This window comes from Blautia sp. MSK18_10 (assembly GCF_020553185.1).
Classification (GTDB): domain Bacteria; phylum Bacillota; class Clostridia; order Lachnospirales; family Lachnospiraceae; genus Blautia_A; species Blautia_A wexlerae.
The window spans coordinates 1-20,568 of record NZ_JAJCGT010000049.1 but is presented as its reverse complement, the minus strand read 5'-3'; the positions used below and the strand labels follow the sequence as shown (position 1 = coordinate 20,568).

Sequence of the window (20,568 nt, the reverse complement as noted above, 5' to 3'; positions counted from 1 at the left end):
AATATATTCCGCAGACGGAAGCAGCCGATATTTCACAGTAAACAGTGATCTTCCGGCATATGCCAGACCAGGCGCTACTGCGGTGAACACAACACTGAAAACCGGATCATTAACAAAAATCATTAAATGCGCACTCATAAATCGAAAGATGTATATTCAGTTAGAATGCGATGGAGAAATCTATTGGATTAAAGCGCTGGAAAATCCACCGATTTCTGATAGCGAAAGACAATTTATGGAAGTTAGATATGCAGGATGATATCATCGAAAAAAAAGTTTCATACTCCCATAATATCAGGAATAAGCTCGCCTGCACCTTTCAGTTTAAAACCCTGAAAACAGGTTCTGTCCTCGATAACTAATGACATATTTTATATCAGTTTTTCTGTTTACACAAAACTTGAAACGCTCTCATACATAATGCAGCTATGGCACAAAATACACATCCCCATATAAGTATCGCTACCTGCAGTACTTTTTCATCCGGCATAAAAAACACTCCTCACATTCGTCACTTACAATAAGTATTACACTTTACCGTGTAAAAGTCAACCTTCCAAAAAAATCCCGGAGTACATTGTCATACTCCAGGATTTTGTCGTCAACCGGATAAAAGCAACCGCATTCGCTACATAATTCTACGCCAGATAACTGCTTCGCAGTTGATTCAGTTAAAGCTCTTCCCCGCAGGATTCAATCACTTTTTTGTACCAGTAAAAAGAATCTTTGCGGATTCTGGAAAAGTCTCCGGTCCCGTCATCATTTTTATTTACATAGATAAGACCATAACGCTTCTTGAATTCTCCAGTGGAGGCACTGACAAGATCTGTACAGCCCCAGCAGGTGTAGCCGATCAGATCTACTCCGTCATGGATTGCTTCCTTCATCTGCTCTATATGGCGGCGCATATATTCAATACGGTAATCATCGTGAATCTTTCCATCCTCTGTCAGCTGATCCACCGCCCCAAGACCATTTTCCACGATCATGATCGGAATCTGATAGCGGTCATAGATCTGGTTCAGAACATAGCGAAGACCAGTTGCATCGATCTGCCAGCCCCAGTCGGAAGCTTTCAGATATGGATTTTTCAGATTGTCACTTCCATTTCCGGCCGTTTTCTCTCCGTCCTTTGTCACGCTGACACAGCTACTGGAATAATAGCTGATAGTGAAAAAGTCCACCGTACCCTTCTTGAGGATCTCTTTATCCTCCTGAAGAACCTCCAGCTGGATTCCGTGCTCCTCAAAGTATCTCGCTGCAAATCCCGGATAATATCCTCTTACATGAACATCACCGGCAATGGAATTGTGGATCTGCCCAAACTGCTGTGCATATAAGATATCATCCGGATGGCAAGTATATGGATAACCATTGTGATAAGCAAGCATACAGCCAAGCATAAACTCCGGATCGATCTCATGAGCCATGGAAACTGCAAGTGCACTTGCTACCAGCTGGTGATGCATTGCCTGATAACGGCTCTGCTCACATACATCCTTCGGGTCCAGCATTCCTGCACAGAATACCGCACCAAAGTCCTGCGTCAGCATATTGATTTCATTAAAAGTCAGCCAGTATTTTACCTTACCTTTATATCTCTCAAATAAAACCTTTGCAAATCGAAGATAGAAATCGATCATCTTACGATTTTTCCATCCGCCATACTCCAGAGAAAGATGAAGGGGATTCTCATAATGAGAGATCGTTATCAGCGGCTCAATGTTATATTTTCTCAGTTCGTCGATCACATTGTCGTAGAACTTAAGGCCTTCCTCATTTGGAGTTTCCTCATCCCCATTTGGGAACACTCTGGACCAAGAAATAGAAAAACGATATACCTTAAATCCCATCTCTGCAAAAAGAGCAATATCCTCTTTCCAGTGATGATAAAAATCAGTCGCCTGGTGATTGGGATAAAATTCTTCCGGTAACGGTGCCGGCGGTGTAAGACGACGTTCCTTATCCACACTTCCTCCTGTCAGGATATCTGCAATGGACGGGCCTCTGCCATCCTCATCCCAACCGCCTTCATACTGGTTTGCAGCAGTTGCTCCGCCCCAGAGAAAGTTTTCCGGCATACGATTATAATTTTTCATATTTTAATTTTCTCCTTTTTACAAACATCAGGCGGATCTGTTATCTCCGCCTGATGTTTCGTTGTTATTCTTATACAATAGTCAGGAATTTATCTCCTGCATTTACAGCTGCATCTTCTTTTTCCATGCATACTGCTTTGATATAATCAGAAATATTGGTCACAACAACCGGTGTGATCAGATCATATCCTTCTTTCTTAATGGCATCCATATCGAATTCCACAAGAAGCTTTCCTTTTTTTACCTTATCTCCATCAGAAACATGGGATTTAAAATATTTGCCATTTAAATTTACAGTATCAAGTCCGATGTGGATCAGAATTTCTGCTCCACTTTCTGTCACAAACATGATTCCATGTTTACTGTCCATGATATTTGCCACCGTACCATCTGCCGGTGCATAAACCTTACCTTCTGATGGAACGATTGCTGCTCCGTCACCTAAAACCTTATCAGCAAAAGTTTTATCCGGAACATCGGAAAGTGCTTTTACAGTTCCTGCTACCGGTGCACAAAGCTCGATCTTGTCTACAAGCGGAACACTCTGCTGTGCAGGCTGTTTTTCTGTATCTGTGTTCTGTACTTCATCCTCTGTCTCAGCCTTTACATCCTCAAATCCGAAGATAAGCGTAAGAACAAAAGCAGCTACAAAAGATACCACGATCATAATGATTCCATAAATCAGATTGCTTAATCCCTTCTCGCCGATAAACGCCGGGATCGCCATGATACAATTCTGTGCAATGTAAAGAGAAACCTGAAGAAGTCCTCCTACGATACCACCGATTCCGGCTGCGATGGAAGCTGCTACAACCGGTCTTTTCAGTTTCAGTGTAACACCATACAGAGCAGGCTCTGTGATACCCATAAGAGCGGAAACACCGGCTGCACTTGCCAGCTGTTTCATGTTGCTGTCCTTGGATCTTACAGCTACTGCAAGAGAAGCTCCGGACTGTGCAAGGTTAGAGCATACCTGAGATACAAAAATCAGTGTATCGGTACCACCGGTTGCAATGGCATTCAGTCCGATCGGTGTCAGCGCATGGTGCATACCGGTCATAACGATGAACGGGAAGGTTGCTGCAAGGATACCTACAATAATGAAACCAAGTTTTACGGACAGGAAGTTGATGGCTACCGCAAGTCCGTTACCAATAATTGTTCCGATCGGTCCAACTACGATCAGGGCGATCGGTGCACTGATCAGAATTACCAGTGTCGGGTTCAGGATCAGTTTTACCATTTTCGGTGTGATCTTATCAACCAGAATCTCAATATAATGTGTGATCCATACCATCAGGATAACCGGAATAACGGAATAAGAATAAGTTGCTTTTGTGATCGGCAGACCAAACAGTGTGATGGCCGCATCACCAGCTACCATAGTTACAAAGGTAGGGCTTAAGTAAACACCGGCAATAAACAGCGCCAGTGACTGGTTCACGCGGAAAACCTTGGCAGCATTTGCTGCGATCAGGAACGGCATGAAGTAGAAAGTAACATCTCCGATAAAACTGATCACCTGGTAGGTACTGCTTGTTTCTGATACCAGATGAAAAGTTGTCAGCAGGCTAAGTACAACTTTGATCATACCAGCTGCAGTCAGGGCAGGGATCATCGGGGTCATACATCCGGTGATGGCATCGATAACTTTTGAAACAACACTCTTTGAGCTGTCAGAGTTCGCTGCCGGTGCATCATCGGTAGGAACGCCTTTGTCTTCCAATGCCTTGTAAACAGCGTTTACTTCGTTTCCTGCGATAACCTGGAACTGATCTTCATGCCAGTTAACGCCGGAGATCTCAGAAAGCTTTAAGATCTCTTTCTCGTTGATCTTCGATCTGTCTTTCACATAGAAACGAAGCCTTGTCATGCAGTGGAACAGACGGGTGATATTATCTTTTCCGCCCAACGCTGCAATCAGTGTGTCTGCAGTTTTTGCATAGTCCTTTTTCATTTGGGGACCTCCTTTAATAATAAATATTGAAATTTATATTAAAGGTCTTGCCTGAAAAGATACGCACATGGCACGTATTTCAGTAACAATCCATTAACACCTAATTTATAAAACAATCTCTTTTCACAGATTTTTCAGACGTTTATGGTCTTCTGTGATCTTCTGGATATGAATCGTCAGATACAGCATTTCATCCTCAGTCATAGCGTATTTATATTCCTCTTCCATCATAAGATAGATCATTTTTACACAGCCGTAAGCTTCTCTGTACTGCTCCTTAATGATCTTGAAAAGCTCCTGATTCTCATCATAGTGAAGCTCTTTATGAAGGAATCTCTGGGCAAAATATTTCAGATGCGTGAGAAACCGCTGATAATACAGATTATCCTCCTGAAATTCCATATTGTCATAATACTTCTCCACGATGTCCAGGATCTGATGTACGATAATGGAAATCTGATAGCTGTCCGTCTTGCCGCCATCTTCCGCATTCACAAAATGCAATGCAAAAAATCCTGCTTCATCTGCAGAAAGATCTACCTCGAACATCTCATTTACCTTTTTCAGTAATTCCAAGCCGATCTCATATTCCTTATGATAAAGCTGCTTGATATCCAGAAGCAGCATATTCTGAAGGCGGATCCCGTTTTCAAGTCTGGAGATCGCACCCATGATATGGTCGCTAAGGGAAAAATAAATACTGTCATTTAATTTCATCCCCTCTTTTTCCTTCACATCATTTACAAAAGCTTCCACAAAATCCAGATATTTTTCCGGAATAGCAGTCAGATAACCCTGTATCTCCTTGCTGATCTGGGCATTTTCCGCAGTAAAGATTTTCTCGATCCTGGACTCCTCCACTTGCTGTCCTTTCTTTTTCTGAAAGGCAATTCCGCAGCCCTTTACAATAACTTCATGTCCCTGTCCATCCCTGGACAGTATCAGATTATTATTCAAAATCTTATGGATAACCATAGTCCTGTTCCCCCGCTGCCAAACAAATAAAAAAAGACCATTACAGTATATAGAAAACCTATTCCTATACTACTATAAGGTCTTGCCTGACGATAAATAAATATTTCAGTAACAATCCTTCTGATTCGTAACTATTTAATAACTGTACGTAATAATATCAGAAAAAATATATGTTGTCTATCTGGAATATTTAATAAAATATTTATAATATTTTTGTGAACTTTGACAAAATCCCCTGATGATCCTGCCATACGGATCAACGGGGGATTTTCTGTTCAGCTTTTTATTCTTCAGATCTCTTTTCCCTTTGTCGCAACGGCATGTACAACAAACGGTACAAACAATGTAATAAACGCCGCATATCCAAGGTATGCATACCATCTATATGTATGGGCAAGAGATCACTTATTTTTGCTTTGTCTATACATCCCAAAAACGAAAAAATTTCCCTAAAAACGACCTGATTTTCCCAAAAACAAATAAAATCCCCAAAAACATATAAATTGTGTAATTGGGAAATAATGTTTGACTTTCTTAAAAAAACCAGTATTTATGCGGCTTTTGGCATAGTGAATTTCGCATTGTTTGTAATTTCATATGTGGCATCATAGAAATACCACATGTTCTCTGCATCATTATATTCTCCTTTGCTTGTATCAGCGGATAACTTTTTCACCTCATCCGGTGTCATTTTAATTGGCAATGTGACTGCAATCTTATCTTTTAAGAGCTGCTGTCCAGCAACAGTTTTCACTTCTGTGATTTCATAAATAAATGTATTCTTATACCACAGTCTTCAATCTGAATCAATGGCAAGGGCTTACGCCGGCAAATATGCTCCATTGACACAGTTTCAGTCTGTTGTATAAAATGAGCAAGCAGAACAAGAAGATGTTCTGCTAACGCTATATCATTCATGATTGTTTAGCTTTGTAATGAGGATGTTAGTATTAGGTTATAAAGCATTTCAGTGTTCTTACAGAATATAGGTTTTAGAGCGGATGCCAAAGTACAATTTAACATTGCTACATGCCACATTCCATATTTTATGAAGAAAAATAAGAAAATTACAGATTAAATATATAACATAAAGACTTTCTTATAAAAAAGTGGTAATATGCCATAATCAAATAAAGACAGTGCTGACAGCCACTTTCAGCGGTACCACTTTTTTCTTATTCTGCCATATTTGTGGTATATTACGGTTTTAGAGTGAATGGTTCTTCTATTTTGTAACATTGAAAAAGTCATTTATGGATCAGTGTAAATAATACAAAATAAAAGAACTGATGGCCATATGCATGAAGCAGTGATATAATTACCAGCTCTTTTAGTGTCTGTATCGTATTAACACAGTTTCTACCTATTACAAAGAGAAAAATGAAATCTCTTGCAAATAGTTATTCGGTAGTGTAAAATAGTTTGTGTTTTTGGTAAAAAATAACTCCTTTTTGGTAAGAATTCAGATATGACAATTCTTATCGAAAAGGAGTATTTTTTATGGCAGTTGCAAAAGAACAAATTCGACAGATCATCTCAGAAAACAACATTAATAGCGTTGCAGATATATACACGCTTCTGAAAGACAGTTTCAAGGATATCCTGCAGGAGCTGATGGAGGCAGAACTGGATGCAACTCTTGGCTACGAGAAAAACCATAAGGGAGATCTACAGACAGACAATAAAAGAAATGCTCATTCTACAAAAAACTTAAAGAGTCAATACGGTGAATTTCAAATCGACGTACCAAGAGACCGTAACGGTGAGTTTGAACCAAAACTCATCCCTAAATACCAGAGAGATATTTCCGGGATTGAGGAAAAAGTGATCTCTTTATATGCCCGTGGTATGAGTACACGTGACATCCACGACCAGCTCCAGGATCTTTATGGAATTGAGCTATCAGCTGAAATGGTCAGCAAGATCACAGACAAGATACTTCCTCAGGTTAAGGAATGGCAGTCCCGTCCTCTGAACCCGGTTTATCCGTTTGTCTTTATGGACTGTATTCATTATAAAGTACGTGAGGATGGCAGAATCCTGAGTCGTGCTGCGTATGTAGTTCTTGGCGTTACAGTGGAGGGATACAAAGATATCCTCAGCATCACAGTAGGCGCAAATGAAACCAGCAAGTTCTGGCTTGGGATGCTTAATGATCTTAAGAACCGCGGAGTAAAAGATGTCCTTTTCTTCTGTGTGGATGGTCTTCCGGGTTTTAAAGAAGCTATTCAGGCAGTTTATCCGCAGGCAGAGATCCAGAGATGTGTGATCCATATGCTACGCAATTCTTTCAAATATGTAAATTATAATGATCTGAAAAAGTTTTCCTCAGATTTCAAAGAAGTGTACAATGCTCCGAACGAAACAGCCGCTTTAACAGAGCTGGAGAACATGAAAGAAAAATGGGGGAAGAAATATCCGTACGCGATCAGTAACTGGGAAAATAATTGGGAAGATGTAAGTTCCTTTTTCCAGTTTTCTAATGATATCAGACGCATTATGTACACGACAAATATCATAGAAGGATTGAACCGCCAGTATCGGAAAGTCACGAAAACGAAAAGCGTATTCCCAAGCGATTCTGCATTGGAAAAGATGCTGTATCTTGCCAGCGAGAACGTAGTCAAAAAGTGGACGCAGAGATACCGGAACTGGGATCAGGTATTGAATCAGCTGATAGTCCTTTACGGAGAACGGCTTACTGCTTATCTGTAAGAGAAAAGAAAAGCAGGAATGGGGAAGCTCTTTTAAGCCCCTCATTCCTGCTTTCTGTCTATTCCTTCGGCATTTATATTATTGCCAGAAATTTCCGATCCTATTCCAGAGGTCGGGTGCGGGCAGAGCCCACAAAAGGCAATAATCATGATGCCTTACTTGTCATGCAAAAAATCGAAAATGATGTATATAATTTTCCTACATGGCAATACTGTAAGTACAAAGATATATTCGACAGCAAAATTTTACATATCTATTTCTTATCAGAAAGATTTACTTTCCATAGACACAAGAATTTTTACACCCTCTCAAAAAGATACTATATGAATCTATTATACTGATCCACATAGTATCTTTTTCAGGCAATCTACAATATTGCCAACAAATATTTCTTCTTAATCTTCTACTTTTCAATCTTCTCTTTTTTTCTGGGTTTTCTCTGCATTACTGTATGCCATGGCATAAAAGATTTCCTGGGAATTGAGTTTGACATCATTCAGGCTTCTGTCTGCATAATTTCCGGTTTCTGTCAGTCTCTTTCCTTTTTCATCGTCATTCATCATTGTCTCAAACATCCAGTCCAGACGTTCCTTTAATTTCTCATTAAGAACCGGAGCAGCCACCTCCACACGACGGACTGTATTTCTTGTCATAAAATCAGCAGATGCAATATATATTTTTTCTCTTTCTTTTGTACCGAAGCGATAGATTCTGGAATGCTCCAAATAACGACCTACGATACTTATTACTTTGATATTCTCTGTATATCCTTTTATCTCCGGAATCAGACAGCAGATACCTCTGACGACCATCTCTATCTTTACTCCTGCCTGAGATGCTTCCACCAGTTTATTGATGATCACCTTATCTGTCAGGGAATTGATCTTGATTCCAATATATCCTTCATTTCCCTGTTTCACCTGGTCGATTTCTTCCTGTATCATATCCAGAACTCTGTTCTGCAGACATTTTGGTGCAACCAGAAGAAGATTGGATTTCTCAACAACTTCCCCTTTCAGAAGTGCCGCAAACACTTCTGCTGCTTCTTTTCCGATTTCCTGGTTTGCTGTGATCAGCGACAGGTCTGTGTAAAGTGCAGATGTTTTTTCATTATAATTACCTGTACCGATCTGTGTGATATAGGACACACCCTTATCTGTTTTTCTGGAGATCAGGCACAGCTTGGAATGTACTTTATATCCATTCAGTCCATAGATTACTCTGCAGCCTGCCTCTTCCAGTTTTCTGGAATATTCAATATTGCTTTCCTCATCAAATCTGGCTCTCAGCTCTACAAGTACAACAACTTCTTTTCCATTTTCTGCTGCATCCACCAGAGCATCTACAATCTGGCTCTTGTCTGCAAGACGGTACAATGTCATCTTGATGGATACAACAGAATCATCCCTTGCAGCCTCATTCAGAAGATTAATAAAGGATTTGATATTTTCAAATGGATAGGATAACAGTACATCTTTCTTCATAATCTGTGAAATCAAAAGGCTCTTATCATCCAGCTCCGGTGTCATTCTGGGAGCTCTTCTCTGATAGAAAAGTTTGTCCTGGGCAGTATTTCTCAGATATCCCTGAAGTCCGAATACAAAGGACATATCAAGCGGAACTCTGGTCAAAAATACGTGTTTTTTATCCACATGAAGCTCCTTACAGAGTGAACTTATCATCTTTTTATTTAATTCTCTGGATAACTCCATTCTTACAGGATTCATTCGTCTTCTCTGCTTGATCAGATTCTCCATTGCATCCCTGTAATCCAGATCCTCATCATAAATGGTTTCTGTATCAATATCTGCATTTCTGGTAATACGGAGCAGCGCTTTCTCCCTGATCTCATAATTTTTAAACATTTTCGGCAGAAAATGAAGGATCAGTTCCTCTGAAAGCATGAAAGTCCCTTTTCTTGTAGGAATATCAATCAAACGTCTGAATACAGTATTACTGCAAGGGATAATAGCTGTTTTTGTTTTTCCACCCTTGCTCATCAGTGATGCCACTGCATAAATATTTTTATTTTTCAGGAATGGAAATGGCTGCTGTTTGCTCACAATGTTTGCAGACAGATACGGTGCAATCTCCTGATCAAAATATGTTTCCAGAAGCTTGCCTTCCTCTGCAGATAATCTGTTAAAATTGATCAGACGCACTCCGTAAGGCTCCAGTTCTCCCATCAGCTGTTCATAGATAGCTGCCTTTTTCTGATCCAGATCTCTGGTGGCCTGAAGGATTGCAGTTACCTGTTCTTCACTGGTCATATTGGTTTTGTTCTCACGTATTACTTCAGATGCTTCCATCTGATCCATCAGAGTTCCGACTCTGACTCTGTAAAATTCATCCAGATTTGACTGATAAATAGCGGCAAATGTCAGTCTCTCCGCAAGCGGAACTCTTGGATTTCCCGCCTCATTTAAAACTCTCTCATTAAACTTCAGCCAGGACAGTTCTCTGTTCATCATATATACAGGTGCCGTAATTTCTTTTGTCTTTTTCTGTTGTTTTTTCATTCGGATAATTCCTCACTCTTTTTATTCGTGATATCAGTGGCAAAATTTGTCAAACCTTTTGACTCTGACATCCTATAACGTTTAGAATTATAAACTTTGAATATCAATTCCATGGAATGTCCATGTTATATTTACGTAAAATTTCCAGTCAAACAAATAAATTTATCTGTTTCTCAATAAAAAAGTGATTTCTGCTATTCTATAGCAGTCCTTTCGCTACCTGTATTTTCTGTACGCTTCCCAGACTTACTGCCATACAAAGAACAGATAATACGAGTTTCGCTTATAGCATAGATGATTATCCAATAAAAAACAAGACTGCCCAGATTATACTTCGGACAGTCTCGCTTTTTATTTACTCATTCACCGGATTCACATGAACCATGCAGTGTTTTACGTCTTTAAAATTCTTCTCTATACTATGATGAACATTTTCCGCAATGTCATGTGCCTCATCCAGAGGAATCGTTCCATCTGCTGAAATTTCAATATCCACATACATCTTAGAACCAAATAATCGTGTCTGGAGAAGGTCGATTCCCTTCACTCCTTTCACTCCCATGATCACTTCTCTCATGCTCTCTTCTGTTGCATCATCACAGGAATGGTCAACCATCTTATCAATTGCATCTCTGAAAATATCTACAGATGCTTTCACGATCAGTACACAGATTGCCACACTGGCAATCGGATCCAGAATCGGGAAGCCAAGTCTCGCACCCAGGATACCGATAAATGCACCAACAGAGGACATTGCGTCTGAACGATGATGCCATGCATCTGCCATCAGTGCACCGGAATTTATTTTCTTCGCAGCACTTCTGGTATACCAGAACATCCACTCCTTCACTACAATAGAAACAACTGCCGCAATCAGTGCCAATGTTCCGGGAATTGCAATGCTTGCTCCTGAAGTACTCTTAATAATGTTCTCAATTCCATTCATACCAATTCCGATACCGGTTGCCAGAAGTAACCCGGACAAAATAATGGAAGATACACATTCCATCCGCTCATGTCCATACTGATGCTCCTTATCGGATTTTTTGCTGGATAAATTCACACCGACTATTACTACGAAAGTACTTCCCACATCAGATGCTGAATGAATCGCATCTGAGATCATAGCACCTGAATGTGCCAGAATTCCGGCAAGTAATTTAAATAAGGAAAGTAACAGGTTTACTGCAATACTCACACCTGATACCTTCATTGCCACCTTATGTTCCCATGCAGGCTCTTCCTTCTTAGCTGTCGTGTTACTGTTTGTCTTGTCTGACATTGCTGTCATGTTTAATTTTTTTGTCTGTTCCATAACCAGGACCTCCTAAATTTTCTTTTCAAATATATAAGCTTTTGTACTTTCCTATATTTGAGTTTACAGGTTCTTCTTATGTCACATACATTGCGTCACAGTCAGAAAACATATTTCCTTTCTGCGACTTATCAAAGTGCGGTCTTACAGGGGTCTTTTTGTAACTCTGAATTGCACCCGTTTCAAAAAATTCTCCTAAAAGAAAATTCCTCTAAAAGAAAATCTCTCCAAAACGTATTTTCCAGAAAACAAAAAGACACACCTGCGGAACATACACTGTCCCACAGATATGTCTGAAAATGTTCATATCTGCTGCCGCTTCACGCGGCCCGGCCCCACGCCCTCGAACACCTCGGGCATCGCCTGCTCAGTTTGTACTGTTGATCTCGCATTCTGTTGAATGTAATGCAGTGCAAAGAGAATTAATGTTACATATATCAATTCACAAATAGCATGATGTGAATCAAACAACAAGTCATATTATAATAGTTTTATAAGACTGTTTCTATTTGACTTTCACTGATGATACACTATAGCATATCGGTTAGTCAAGCCAAATGTTATTGAAAATTTTTATCATGATGAAACAATATTCTGCAGCCACACACCCTTCTTAACCAGCACAAATCCGATCACACATTTGATCAGATCTGCCAGCTGCACGCATGCATAAATCACAAGCACATGAATCCCTGTATAACGACTTAGTACAAAGGCGATCGGCACACTGATGCACCAGATAAACACACTGTCAAACAGGAACGTAATGATGGTCTTTCCACCGGAACGCAGGGTAAAGTAGGTTGCATGCAGGAATGCATTCTGCGGCATAAAGAATGCAGTGATCATGATCAGATACTTCGCCAGCCCCCTGGCTTCCTGATTGGTATTATAAAGCATTGGAAACAGCGGAGCCATAATAAACATGACAATTGCAACCCCTGTACAGCACATTACTGAGAAGGCAATCATCTTGTTATCTGTGTCTCTCGCTTTCTTCATATCTCCCGCTCCCAGAAGCTGTCCTACAATGATTGCCACGGAATCTCCCAGGGCAATAAACACAATATTAAACACATTGTTGATAGTATTGGAAATATTCAGAGAAGCAACCACATTCAGCCCTCGAACCGAATAACACTGTGTCAGCATAGCCATAGCTGAAGCCCATAAAGTCTCATTAAATAACAGCGGAGTCCCCTTGACCAGAATTTTCTTTGTCAGATTTGCAGGAACCTTAAGCGTGCTATACAACCCTTTTGCAAAGGGATTCTTCTCCGTATGCCTGTGTGTCCAGCTGATTACAATTGCAGCCTCCACATAACGTGACAGCACAGTTGCGATTGCCGCACCTCTCACACCCAGTCTTGGGAAGAAAAATACACCATAGATCAACAGGTAGTTAAATAACAGGTTCACACAGATTGCCACAACTCCTGCTTTCATAGGAAGAACCGTCTCTCCGCACTCTCGCAGAGTACTGGAATAAATCTGCACCATCATAAAAGGTGGTAATCCCAACAGCATAATATCCAGATACTGTTTTCCATAATTCAGTGTATCTGCAATCTGCTGCGCAGTTCCATCCCCCTGCAGATACATACTGATCAGATTCTCTCCAACCGTCAGAAGCAGCAAAGTCGTCCCGATGGTCAGGATCACAGCCATCCATAACTTATACCTGAATGTCTGCCGCACTCCTTCATTGTCCTTCTGTCCAAAGTACTGTGCTGTAAAAATCCCTGCCCCGGATACTCCTCCGAAAATACACAGATTATAAACAAAAATCAGCTGATTCACAATGGAAGCCCCTGACATCTGCTCCGTACCGATCCGCCCGATCATAATATTATCCAGCAGACTTACGAAATTCGTAATTCCATTCTGAATCATAATCGGCACAGCCACAGCCAGAACCATCATATAAAACCTCCTGTCACCGATAAACTTCTTACGAAACGATAACCTTTCTTTTGTCCTCTCCATAATTTTTTCCTCATCCTTCTTCATAAAAAGAGACTGTCCAAAGACAGTCCTCGCCCTAAGCGTTGTATCACCTACAATACTATATATTTCTCCCTATTTCAACCCCATATTTTTATTTTTTCTTCTCATAAATACTCTATACACCAAAAAAGCATTTCAGTCTGCTGTATGATGCAAAACTGAAATGCTTTTCATTTTTATGCTGCCTGTTCTTTTTTCTTACCGGTAACTGTAAGCAGATGACTCTTAATCAGTACCGGACGTACTGCATTGTAGATCACTGCTACCAGGATCACAGAAACTACTGCATTGAATAATGTGGCTACAGCACTCATTTTTGCAAGTGCCTGTGCCAGTTCCTGAGGCTGTCCGAGAATATACTGTTTGTAGAAATATCCTACGATCGGATCTGCCACAACATTAAATGCAAGACCTGCTACAGAAGCAATCACACTCCATTTGAAAACATATTTCTTATCTGTACTTTCATTGATCTTTGCAATCTTATGTGCTACTAGACCTGTGATAAGGCCAATACAGAATTTCAGTACAAATGTCTTTGGTGCGCCTGTGATATATACAGGATCCATCAGGTCCGCGATTCCCATTCCGATGGCACCGGACAATCCGCCGTATACACCGCCGATCAGAAGTGCTGCCAGTACGCAGAATGCATTTCCGATATGGATGGATGTTGCATCACCGCCCGGTACAGGGATCTTAATCTGCAAGAATGTAAAAGATACATAGCATAACGCAGCCATAAGAGCTGTCTCTGCAAGTTTTGTAATTGTGCTGTTCTGAGTATTCATAATAACTGTCCCCTCTCGTATGATCTGATAAAAGGCTCATATCAATAAGTCAGATTACTTGTTTGATTTTCACTATCAGATATTTTATATATTGACGCATCAATATGTTGAAGTTATCATACGTGAAATGTGTCATTATTTCAATGACCAATTTTTCGAATTTTTTAGGGGTCAGATTGAATATTATGCAAAAAAGCCCTCTGTCTGCATGCTGCTCACATGAAAACAGAGGGCTTCATTATTCTATTCGGTTAGATCCTTGCTACGCCTGATTTTCTTGCTGCTTCTGCTACAGCTTTAGCTACAGCGTCTTTTACGCGTGGGTCAAATGCTGCCGGAAGAATATATTCCGCTGTTAATTCTTCGTCACTTACCAGACCTGCGATTGCATATGCTGCTGCAACTTTCATTTCATCGTTAACATCTGATGCTCTTGCGTCCAGTACACCACGGAAAAGTCCCGGGAAGCAGAGTACGTTGTTTACCTGGTTCGGGTAATCAGAACGTCCTGTGGATACCACTGCTGCGCCTGCTGCTTTTGCTTCGTCAGGGAAGATTTCAGGTACCGGGTTTGCACATGCAAAAATGATAGGATCTTTTGCCATTGTGCGGACCATATCCTGTGTCAGTGTTCCAGGTGCGGATACACCGATGAAGATGTCTGCGCCTTTGATCACTTCTGCAAGAGTACCTTTCTCTTTGTTGAAGTTTGTGATCTTAGCCATCTCTTCTTTGATCGGGTTTAATCCTTCTCTGCCTTCGTAAATCGCACCCTTTCTGTCTGTCATGATTACATTCTTAAGTCCCATGGACATTAACAGTTTGATGATAGCGATACCTGCAGCACCTGCTCCGGAAGTAACGATCTTCACTTCGTCAAGCTTCTTTCCAACCAGTTTCAGCGCGTTGATAACACCTGCAAGTGTGATAACTGCTGTTCCGTGCTGGTCATCATGGAAGATCGGAATATCACAGCATTCTTTCAGTTTCTTTTCAATTTCAAAACATCTCGGTGCGGAAATATCCTCAAGGTTGATTCCTCCAAAGGATCCGGCCAGAAGGCTTACTGTCTTAACGATCTCATCAACATCTTTACTGCGGACGCAGAGCGGAATCGCGTCTACACCGCCAAATTCTTTAAAGAGTACACATTTGCCTTCCATAACAGGCATACCTGCTTCCGGTCCGATATCTCCCAGTCCAAGTACTGCAGTTCCGTCTGTTACAACAGCAACTGTATTCCAACGTCTTGTCAGATCATAGCTCTTGTTTACATCCTTCTGGATCTCCAGACAAGGCTGAGCAACACCTGGTGTGTAAGCAAGGCTTAAAGCATCTTTGGAATCTACTTTGGCTCTTGATACAACCTCAATTTTACCTTTTAACTCATAATGCATTTTTAAAGATTCTTTTGCGTAGTCCATTTTGTTTTGGCTCCCTTCTGCACTCTTTTTTTGAGACGCCTACATTGTAACATTAACCCGGCTCAGATTCTACTGTTTTTCTGACCTTTTTTATCAAAATAACTAAAACAGCATCTTTCTGTAGAAAATTGGAAAGATGCTGTCTCAGTTATGATACTTTATTTTTTGATATCAGGTCAGGGGCAAAATACCTTTTGACCCTGACATCATTATTTATCTTTATCAAAATGTACTTCTGCGCTGGCAACTGCCCGTTCATCCAGAAGCTGTTTGAAGGTCTTGGTCTTTGCTTTCTCTTCATAGTTATCAGACCAGTAGTAGCCTTTCAGCTCGTCCATATACTCATAGTAATCGCAAAGATAGATATATACTGTGGAAACATCTCTGTCCTGTATTGCATATGTGTCCGCATTACTGTTTGCCACTCCGCCATATGGCATGATATCTCCATTGGCATCCAGCATAACAGCAACATATTTTGTTTCCGGATCCTGCATTTTCATAGTGATCTCAAATGGTGTTTTCGTAATGGAGAGAACACCATCTCCATTTTCATCTACCACATTTACATCCTTTTTAACCGTATCGGAAGTATTTTTCTCTACATCTACGCTGAACTTCCAGTCACCTTTTAGTGTCCATGAGTTATATCTGTTATTACCTTCATTTGCCTCAGGATACCGTTCAAAATACTCATTCCACATCTCAGTGAAAAACTGATGTTCCAGATTCTTCTGCTCTTCTGTCAGACTCTCATAATCTGCATCGTCTGTGCTGATCCCATGCTCTGCCATTTTCTGATTATATTCATCCCGCAGATCCTGAGGGATATCTGGAGTGGTATCCTGATCATCTGGAAGAGTACCCACAATATCTTTCAGATCCAGCTCCATGGTAAACCGGTCAGGTACTTTGATGTCTTTGACATAATCACTGATTGCCGGACCTCCCATCTGAGGAAGCTTCGCATCACTGTATTCATCCATTCCCAGTATCTGGGCTAACTTGTCAAAACTAAAATCCTCAGAATCTACATCAATCCCTTTTTCTTTGAAAAATGCATTACGCACTTCATAAAATTTTGTCCATCCTGCATCATCCACTGTCATATCTTCCACAGGAATACGCAAAACTCCTGCATAGGTATTATCATCCAGCATTTTTCCATCCAGATAAGCATTGAACAGATTACTTTTTCCATCCATGTAATCATATTTCACTGTAGAATTCTCGCTGAGCTTAATATTGGGTTTTCCATCAGATGTGATGAAGGTATCCGGGAATTTATCTTCTGTATGGATTGTCATAGACAGGTACAAAGCCATTTCATTACAGTATACTTCTGAAAGCGTGACAGTTGTTCCATCTACTGTTTTACTGTATGATTCATTGTCTTTCGTTTTATCTGCATTGTTATTTTCTGTTGTATTCTGATCCTCAGCCTGAGCACTTTGAGGATTACCTCCGTCCTCCTGACTTTCATCAGTATCTGCCAACTCTGCATCTTCTGCAGAATCTGTCAACTGCTTTGCATATTTCGAATAATCACCATAAAATCCCAGGGAATTGCCGAGCTGCTTAAACACATTTCCGACCAGAGGAATGTTCTCTGCAAATGCAGGATTTGTAATACATACTGCGGAAAACACAGCTACAGCCGCGGTCAGTCCCAAAGCTGTTTTGTATACTGTTTTGAATTTCTTATGCGATTTTACTGTTCCTGTTGATTTCTTTCCGGAACTTTCTGTTGATTTCTTTGTTGATTTTTCTGTTGATTTCTCTGGCAATCTTTGCACAATATTCTCTGCATTTTCCACATTTTCAGAAGCTGCTGCCATTTCCCTGATTCTGGCAAATGCTTCGTTTTTTGCATCTTCTGCCTGCTTTGGCAATGGAAAATCTGCCTGCATGATTTCCTCTATCGCATTATCATTTCTGTTATTCTTTTCTTTATCAAAATCCAACTTCTTCGCCATAATCACTTCATCCCTTTCTTGCACTTACCGTTATACTTCCTGCTGTTACCGATCCTGTTCTCATATTTCCATCCTGGTTTTCCGCAAGCTCTTCTGTTATACCTGTAAATTCTCTGTTTTTCTTTTTCTTCTGCTGCAGTCTTTCCTTCTGAATATTATCTTCTGCTGAAGTATATTCCTGCTTTAGCTGCACCCGGGCCCTGACCAGTCTGGTTTTTACTGTGTTTTCATTCATATTTAATATAGAAGCAATGTCTGCAATCCGAAATCCCTCTACATAATACAGAACCAGTATGATCCTGTAGGATTCGTCCAACATTCCAAGCATTTCCTTGAACTCAAATTCCTCAATGGACATATCCTGTCCGGGGACTTCCGGAAGTTCTTCAGCTCTGCTGAAATTTTTGTAGTGTCTGTGGATTTTATTGCATTCATTAATCAGAATACGGATCATCCAGGTTTTGAAATATTCCGGATTTTTCAATGTATGTATTTTTTCAAAGCAGGTAAGTATGGTATCCTGCATGGCATCTGCGGCATCCTCATCATTATCAAGGATTCCCCTCGCCACCTTGTACATTGCCAGAGAATTCTTTTCCATCAGTTCCAGAAATGCATCCGCATCTCCTGAGATGGAGCGTTTTACCAACTGTATCAAATGCTGCTCCTCCTTGCTTATATGTTTCTGTAAATGGTTTTCATTCGAATGAAGTTTTATTGTTTTTGTTTTACACTTATTAGATGGGAAAATGTAATGAAAAGTTTCAAAAAGCTGCCACTTTTTTGTGACAGCTTTTCAATGATTATTTTGATGTTATATTTTCATTCTGTTTATTTCTCTTCCTTAGCATTCAATCTCTTCTGATACATAGACTGGAGCAGGAATTTTCCTGTCTCTGTTTTGAATACTTTTTCCAGCATGTTTCTCACATTGTTTCCGGAGAAATTACTCTCATCTGCATTTACCAGATAATCTGCTTCTATCATGATCTGATAATCAATACCGTCGATTCCGGTTATTGTATGATGATGACTTACAATATAAGAAACACGATCTACAAATTCTTTCGGCAGATCTGAATCTACAAAAAATTCCTCTATCAGTGCCGCACTTTCTTCCTCCTGATGTTTACCGTTGGCATTTCCGTATTTTACTCTGCAGAGAGGGCAGGCAATATCATGGACAACCGCAGTAACCTCCACCAGCTTCTGGTGCTCCGGTGACAGATTTTCGCCCTCTGCGATTGTTTTTGCATATGCGTATACTTTCATGAAATGGTTGATGTCATGAAGATCTCCCTTGGAATACTCTACCATTTTCTTTACAACTTCCGCTACTGTCATATTTTGTTCCTGCCTTTCTCTTACGGATTTAGTTACTTGTGTACTCCGTTCTCAGTAACCGGGTTTATCTTATTCTGAAAAACAGCAGAATCTTTCGATCCTGCTGTTTACAATTATCAATTATTTGCAGAGTTCCTCTGCCATAGCCTCAATCTCCGCTTCGTTTGCTTCGCTTAAGGAGGAAGTAATCTTTACATTATTTTCAAGCCATGTGATATTTTTGCTCTTTTCGAACATTCCCTGCATGATTCTTGCTGCTGCAGGAGCCCAGCTTCCGTTTTCGATGAGTCCGATGGTGCGGTTCTGGTAGCTGCGTTCTGTCAGGTTTTCGATGTAAGTACGCATGAATGGGAAAATATCTCCGTTGTATGTAATTGTGGCAAGTACCAGTTTGCCGTAACGGAAAGCATCTTCTACTGCTTCTGCCATGTCATCTCTTGCAAGGTCAAATACAGTTACTTTCGGGCATCCTTTTTCTTCCAGTTTCTGTGCCAGAAGTTCTACTGCTTTCTTTGTGTTTCCGTAAACAGATGTATAGGCGATCACAACACCTTCGCTCTCTACTTTGTAGGAGGACCAGATATCATATTTCTCAAGGTAATGTCCCAGGTTCTCTGTGAGGATTGGACCATGAAGCGGACAGATTGTCTGGATATCCAGAGTTGCGGCAGCTTTCAGAAGCTTCTGAACCTGTGCACCGTATTTTCCAACGATTCCGATATAGTAACGGCGTGCTTCGAAGTCCCAGTCTTCTTCTACGTCAAGTGCTCCGAATTTACCGAAACCGTCTGCTGAGAACAGAACCTTATCAGTACTGTCATATGTAACCATAACCTCCGGCCAGTGAACCATTGGTGCAAATACGAAAGTCAGCACATGTTTTCCAAGTGTCAGGCTGTCACCATTTGCAACTACCAGCTTCTTTCCGTCCAGATTCAGGTTTCTGAAGAAATTTCCCATCATAGTGAAGGTCTTGGTATTTGCAACTACGATTGTGTCAGGATATGCTTTCATGAAGTTCTCGATATTTGCGGCATGATCCGGCTCCATATGCTGTACTACCAGATAATCCGGTTTCGCACCGTCCAGGACTCTGGCTACATTTTCAAGCCATTCATCTTTGAAATTAGCATCTACGGTATCCATAACTGCGATCTTTTCATCCATGATCACATATGAGTTATAGGACATACCGTTTGGCACTACATACTGACCTTCAAACAGATCTATCTGATGATCATTTACACCTACATAATAAATATCATTTCCGATTTTCATGATAACATGTTCCTCCTTAGCGATATCAGGGCCGGTCAAATCCGGTTAAAAATTCCAATTTTTTTATTTCTGAACCTATTATATCCACATTCATATCGTTCGTCAAGTTTCATCCTTAATTTCCAGCCTGGAATAGCCCTAAAAGCATCTCGGGCTGGAAATTTACAT

General features: G+C 40.5%; 15 protein-coding genes and 1 riboswitch. Of the genes, 2 read left to right on the top strand and 13 right to left on the bottom strand.

Features of this window, described 5'->3' with window-relative positions; all coding sequences use genetic code 11:
* Positions 1-259: hypothetical protein (locus LI074_RS14965; RefSeq protein WP_330597756.1), on the top strand; the 259-nt coding region annotated here is incomplete at its 5' end.
* 412 nt (positions 260-671) lie between these two features.
* On the opposite strand, the gene LI074_RS14960 is transcribed toward LI074_RS14965, so the two are convergent.
* The 4 genes from LI074_RS14960 to LI074_RS14945 form a co-directional block, all read right to left on the bottom strand.
* Complete coding sequence (locus LI074_RS14960; RefSeq protein ID WP_059086639.1) at positions 672-2,099, bottom strand: glycoside hydrolase family 1 protein; 1,428 nt, start codon at positions 2,097-2,099, stop codon at positions 672-674.
* A 70-nt stretch (positions 2,100-2,169) separates the two neighbouring features.
* Positions 2,170-4,056: a beta-glucoside-specific PTS transporter subunit IIABC gene (locus LI074_RS14955; RefSeq protein ID WP_008705777.1), complete on the bottom strand. Its 1,887-nt coding sequence runs from the start codon at positions 4,054-4,056 to the stop codon at positions 2,170-2,172.
* Positions 4,057-4,179: 123 nt separating this feature from the next.
* Entirely contained in the window at positions 4,180-5,031 is an 852-nt protein-coding gene (gene licT, locus LI074_RS14950) for a BglG family transcription antiterminator LicT (protein ID WP_015526343.1), read from the bottom strand.
* A gap of 550 nt (positions 5,032-5,581) precedes the next feature.
* Positions 5,582-5,785: a hypothetical protein gene (locus LI074_RS14945; protein WP_008705781.1), complete on the bottom strand. Its 204-nt coding sequence runs from the start codon at positions 5,783-5,785 to the stop codon at positions 5,582-5,584.
* A 746-nt stretch (positions 5,786-6,531) separates the two neighbouring features.
* On the opposite strand from LI074_RS14945, the gene LI074_RS14940 reads away from it, so the two are divergent.
* A complete protein-coding gene (locus LI074_RS14940; RefSeq protein WP_118569778.1) occupies positions 6,532-7,746 on the top strand; it encodes an IS256 family transposase in 1,215 nt (404 codons plus the stop codon).
* Positions 7,747-8,156: 410 nt separating this feature from the next.
* Here the strand turns inward: LI074_RS14940 and ppk1 are convergent, their stop codons facing one another.
* The 9 genes from ppk1 to LI074_RS14895 all read right to left on the bottom strand — a co-directional run bounded on the left by ppk1 (position 8,157) and on the right by LI074_RS14895 (position 20,400).
* Complete coding sequence (gene ppk1 / locus LI074_RS14935) at positions 8,157-10,265, bottom strand: polyphosphate kinase 1 (protein WP_118569777.1); 2,109 nt, start codon at positions 10,263-10,265, stop codon at positions 8,157-8,159.
* 355 nt (positions 10,266-10,620) lie between these two features.
* Positions 10,621-11,547 (bottom strand): cation diffusion facilitator family transporter, encoded by a 927-nt coding sequence (locus LI074_RS14930; protein ID WP_118569781.1) that lies wholly within the window; start codon positions 11,545-11,547, stop codon positions 10,621-10,623.
* Positions 11,548-11,854: 307 nt separating this feature from the next.
* A riboswitch (NiCo riboswitch) is annotated at positions 11,855-11,961 on the bottom strand.
* Positions 11,962-12,156: 195 nt separating this feature from the next.
* A complete protein-coding gene (locus tag LI074_RS14925; RefSeq protein WP_330597758.1) occupies positions 12,157-13,566 on the bottom strand; it encodes an MATE family efflux transporter in 1,410 nt (469 codons plus the stop codon).
* A gap of 197 nt (positions 13,567-13,763) precedes the next feature.
* Complete coding sequence (locus tag LI074_RS14920) at positions 13,764-14,378, bottom strand: ECF transporter S component (RefSeq protein ID WP_008705795.1); 615 nt, start codon at positions 14,376-14,378, stop codon at positions 13,764-13,766.
* A gap of 251 nt (positions 14,379-14,629) precedes the next feature.
* The gene (locus LI074_RS14915; RefSeq protein ID WP_173698420.1) at positions 14,630-15,802 is read right to left on the bottom strand and encodes an NAD(P)-dependent malic enzyme; all 1,173 of its coding nucleotides are present in this window, start codon (positions 15,800-15,802) and stop codon (positions 14,630-14,632) included.
* A 209-nt stretch (positions 15,803-16,011) separates the two neighbouring features.
* Positions 16,012-17,778 carry a DUF4179 domain-containing protein gene (locus tag LI074_RS14910; protein ID WP_243280292.1) on the bottom strand — a complete coding sequence of 589 codons (1,767 nt, stop codon included), beginning with the start codon at positions 17,776-17,778 and terminating at the stop codon, positions 16,012-16,014.
* A 7-nt stretch (positions 17,779-17,785) separates the two neighbouring features.
* Positions 17,786-18,436, bottom strand: a complete 651-nt coding sequence (locus tag LI074_RS14905) for an RNA polymerase sigma factor (RefSeq protein ID WP_173698419.1) — start codon at positions 18,434-18,436, stop codon at positions 17,786-17,788.
* Between the two features lie 173 nt (positions 18,437-18,609).
* A complete protein-coding gene (locus LI074_RS14900) occupies positions 18,610-19,122 on the bottom strand; it encodes an HD domain-containing protein (protein WP_173698418.1) in 513 nt (170 codons plus the stop codon).
* 120 nt (positions 19,123-19,242) lie between these two features.
* Positions 19,243-20,400 carry an FprA family A-type flavoprotein gene (locus LI074_RS14895; protein WP_118587163.1) on the bottom strand — a complete coding sequence of 386 codons (1,158 nt, stop codon included), beginning with the start codon at positions 20,398-20,400 and terminating at the stop codon, positions 19,243-19,245.
* Positions 20,401-20,568: the final 168 nt, after the last annotated feature.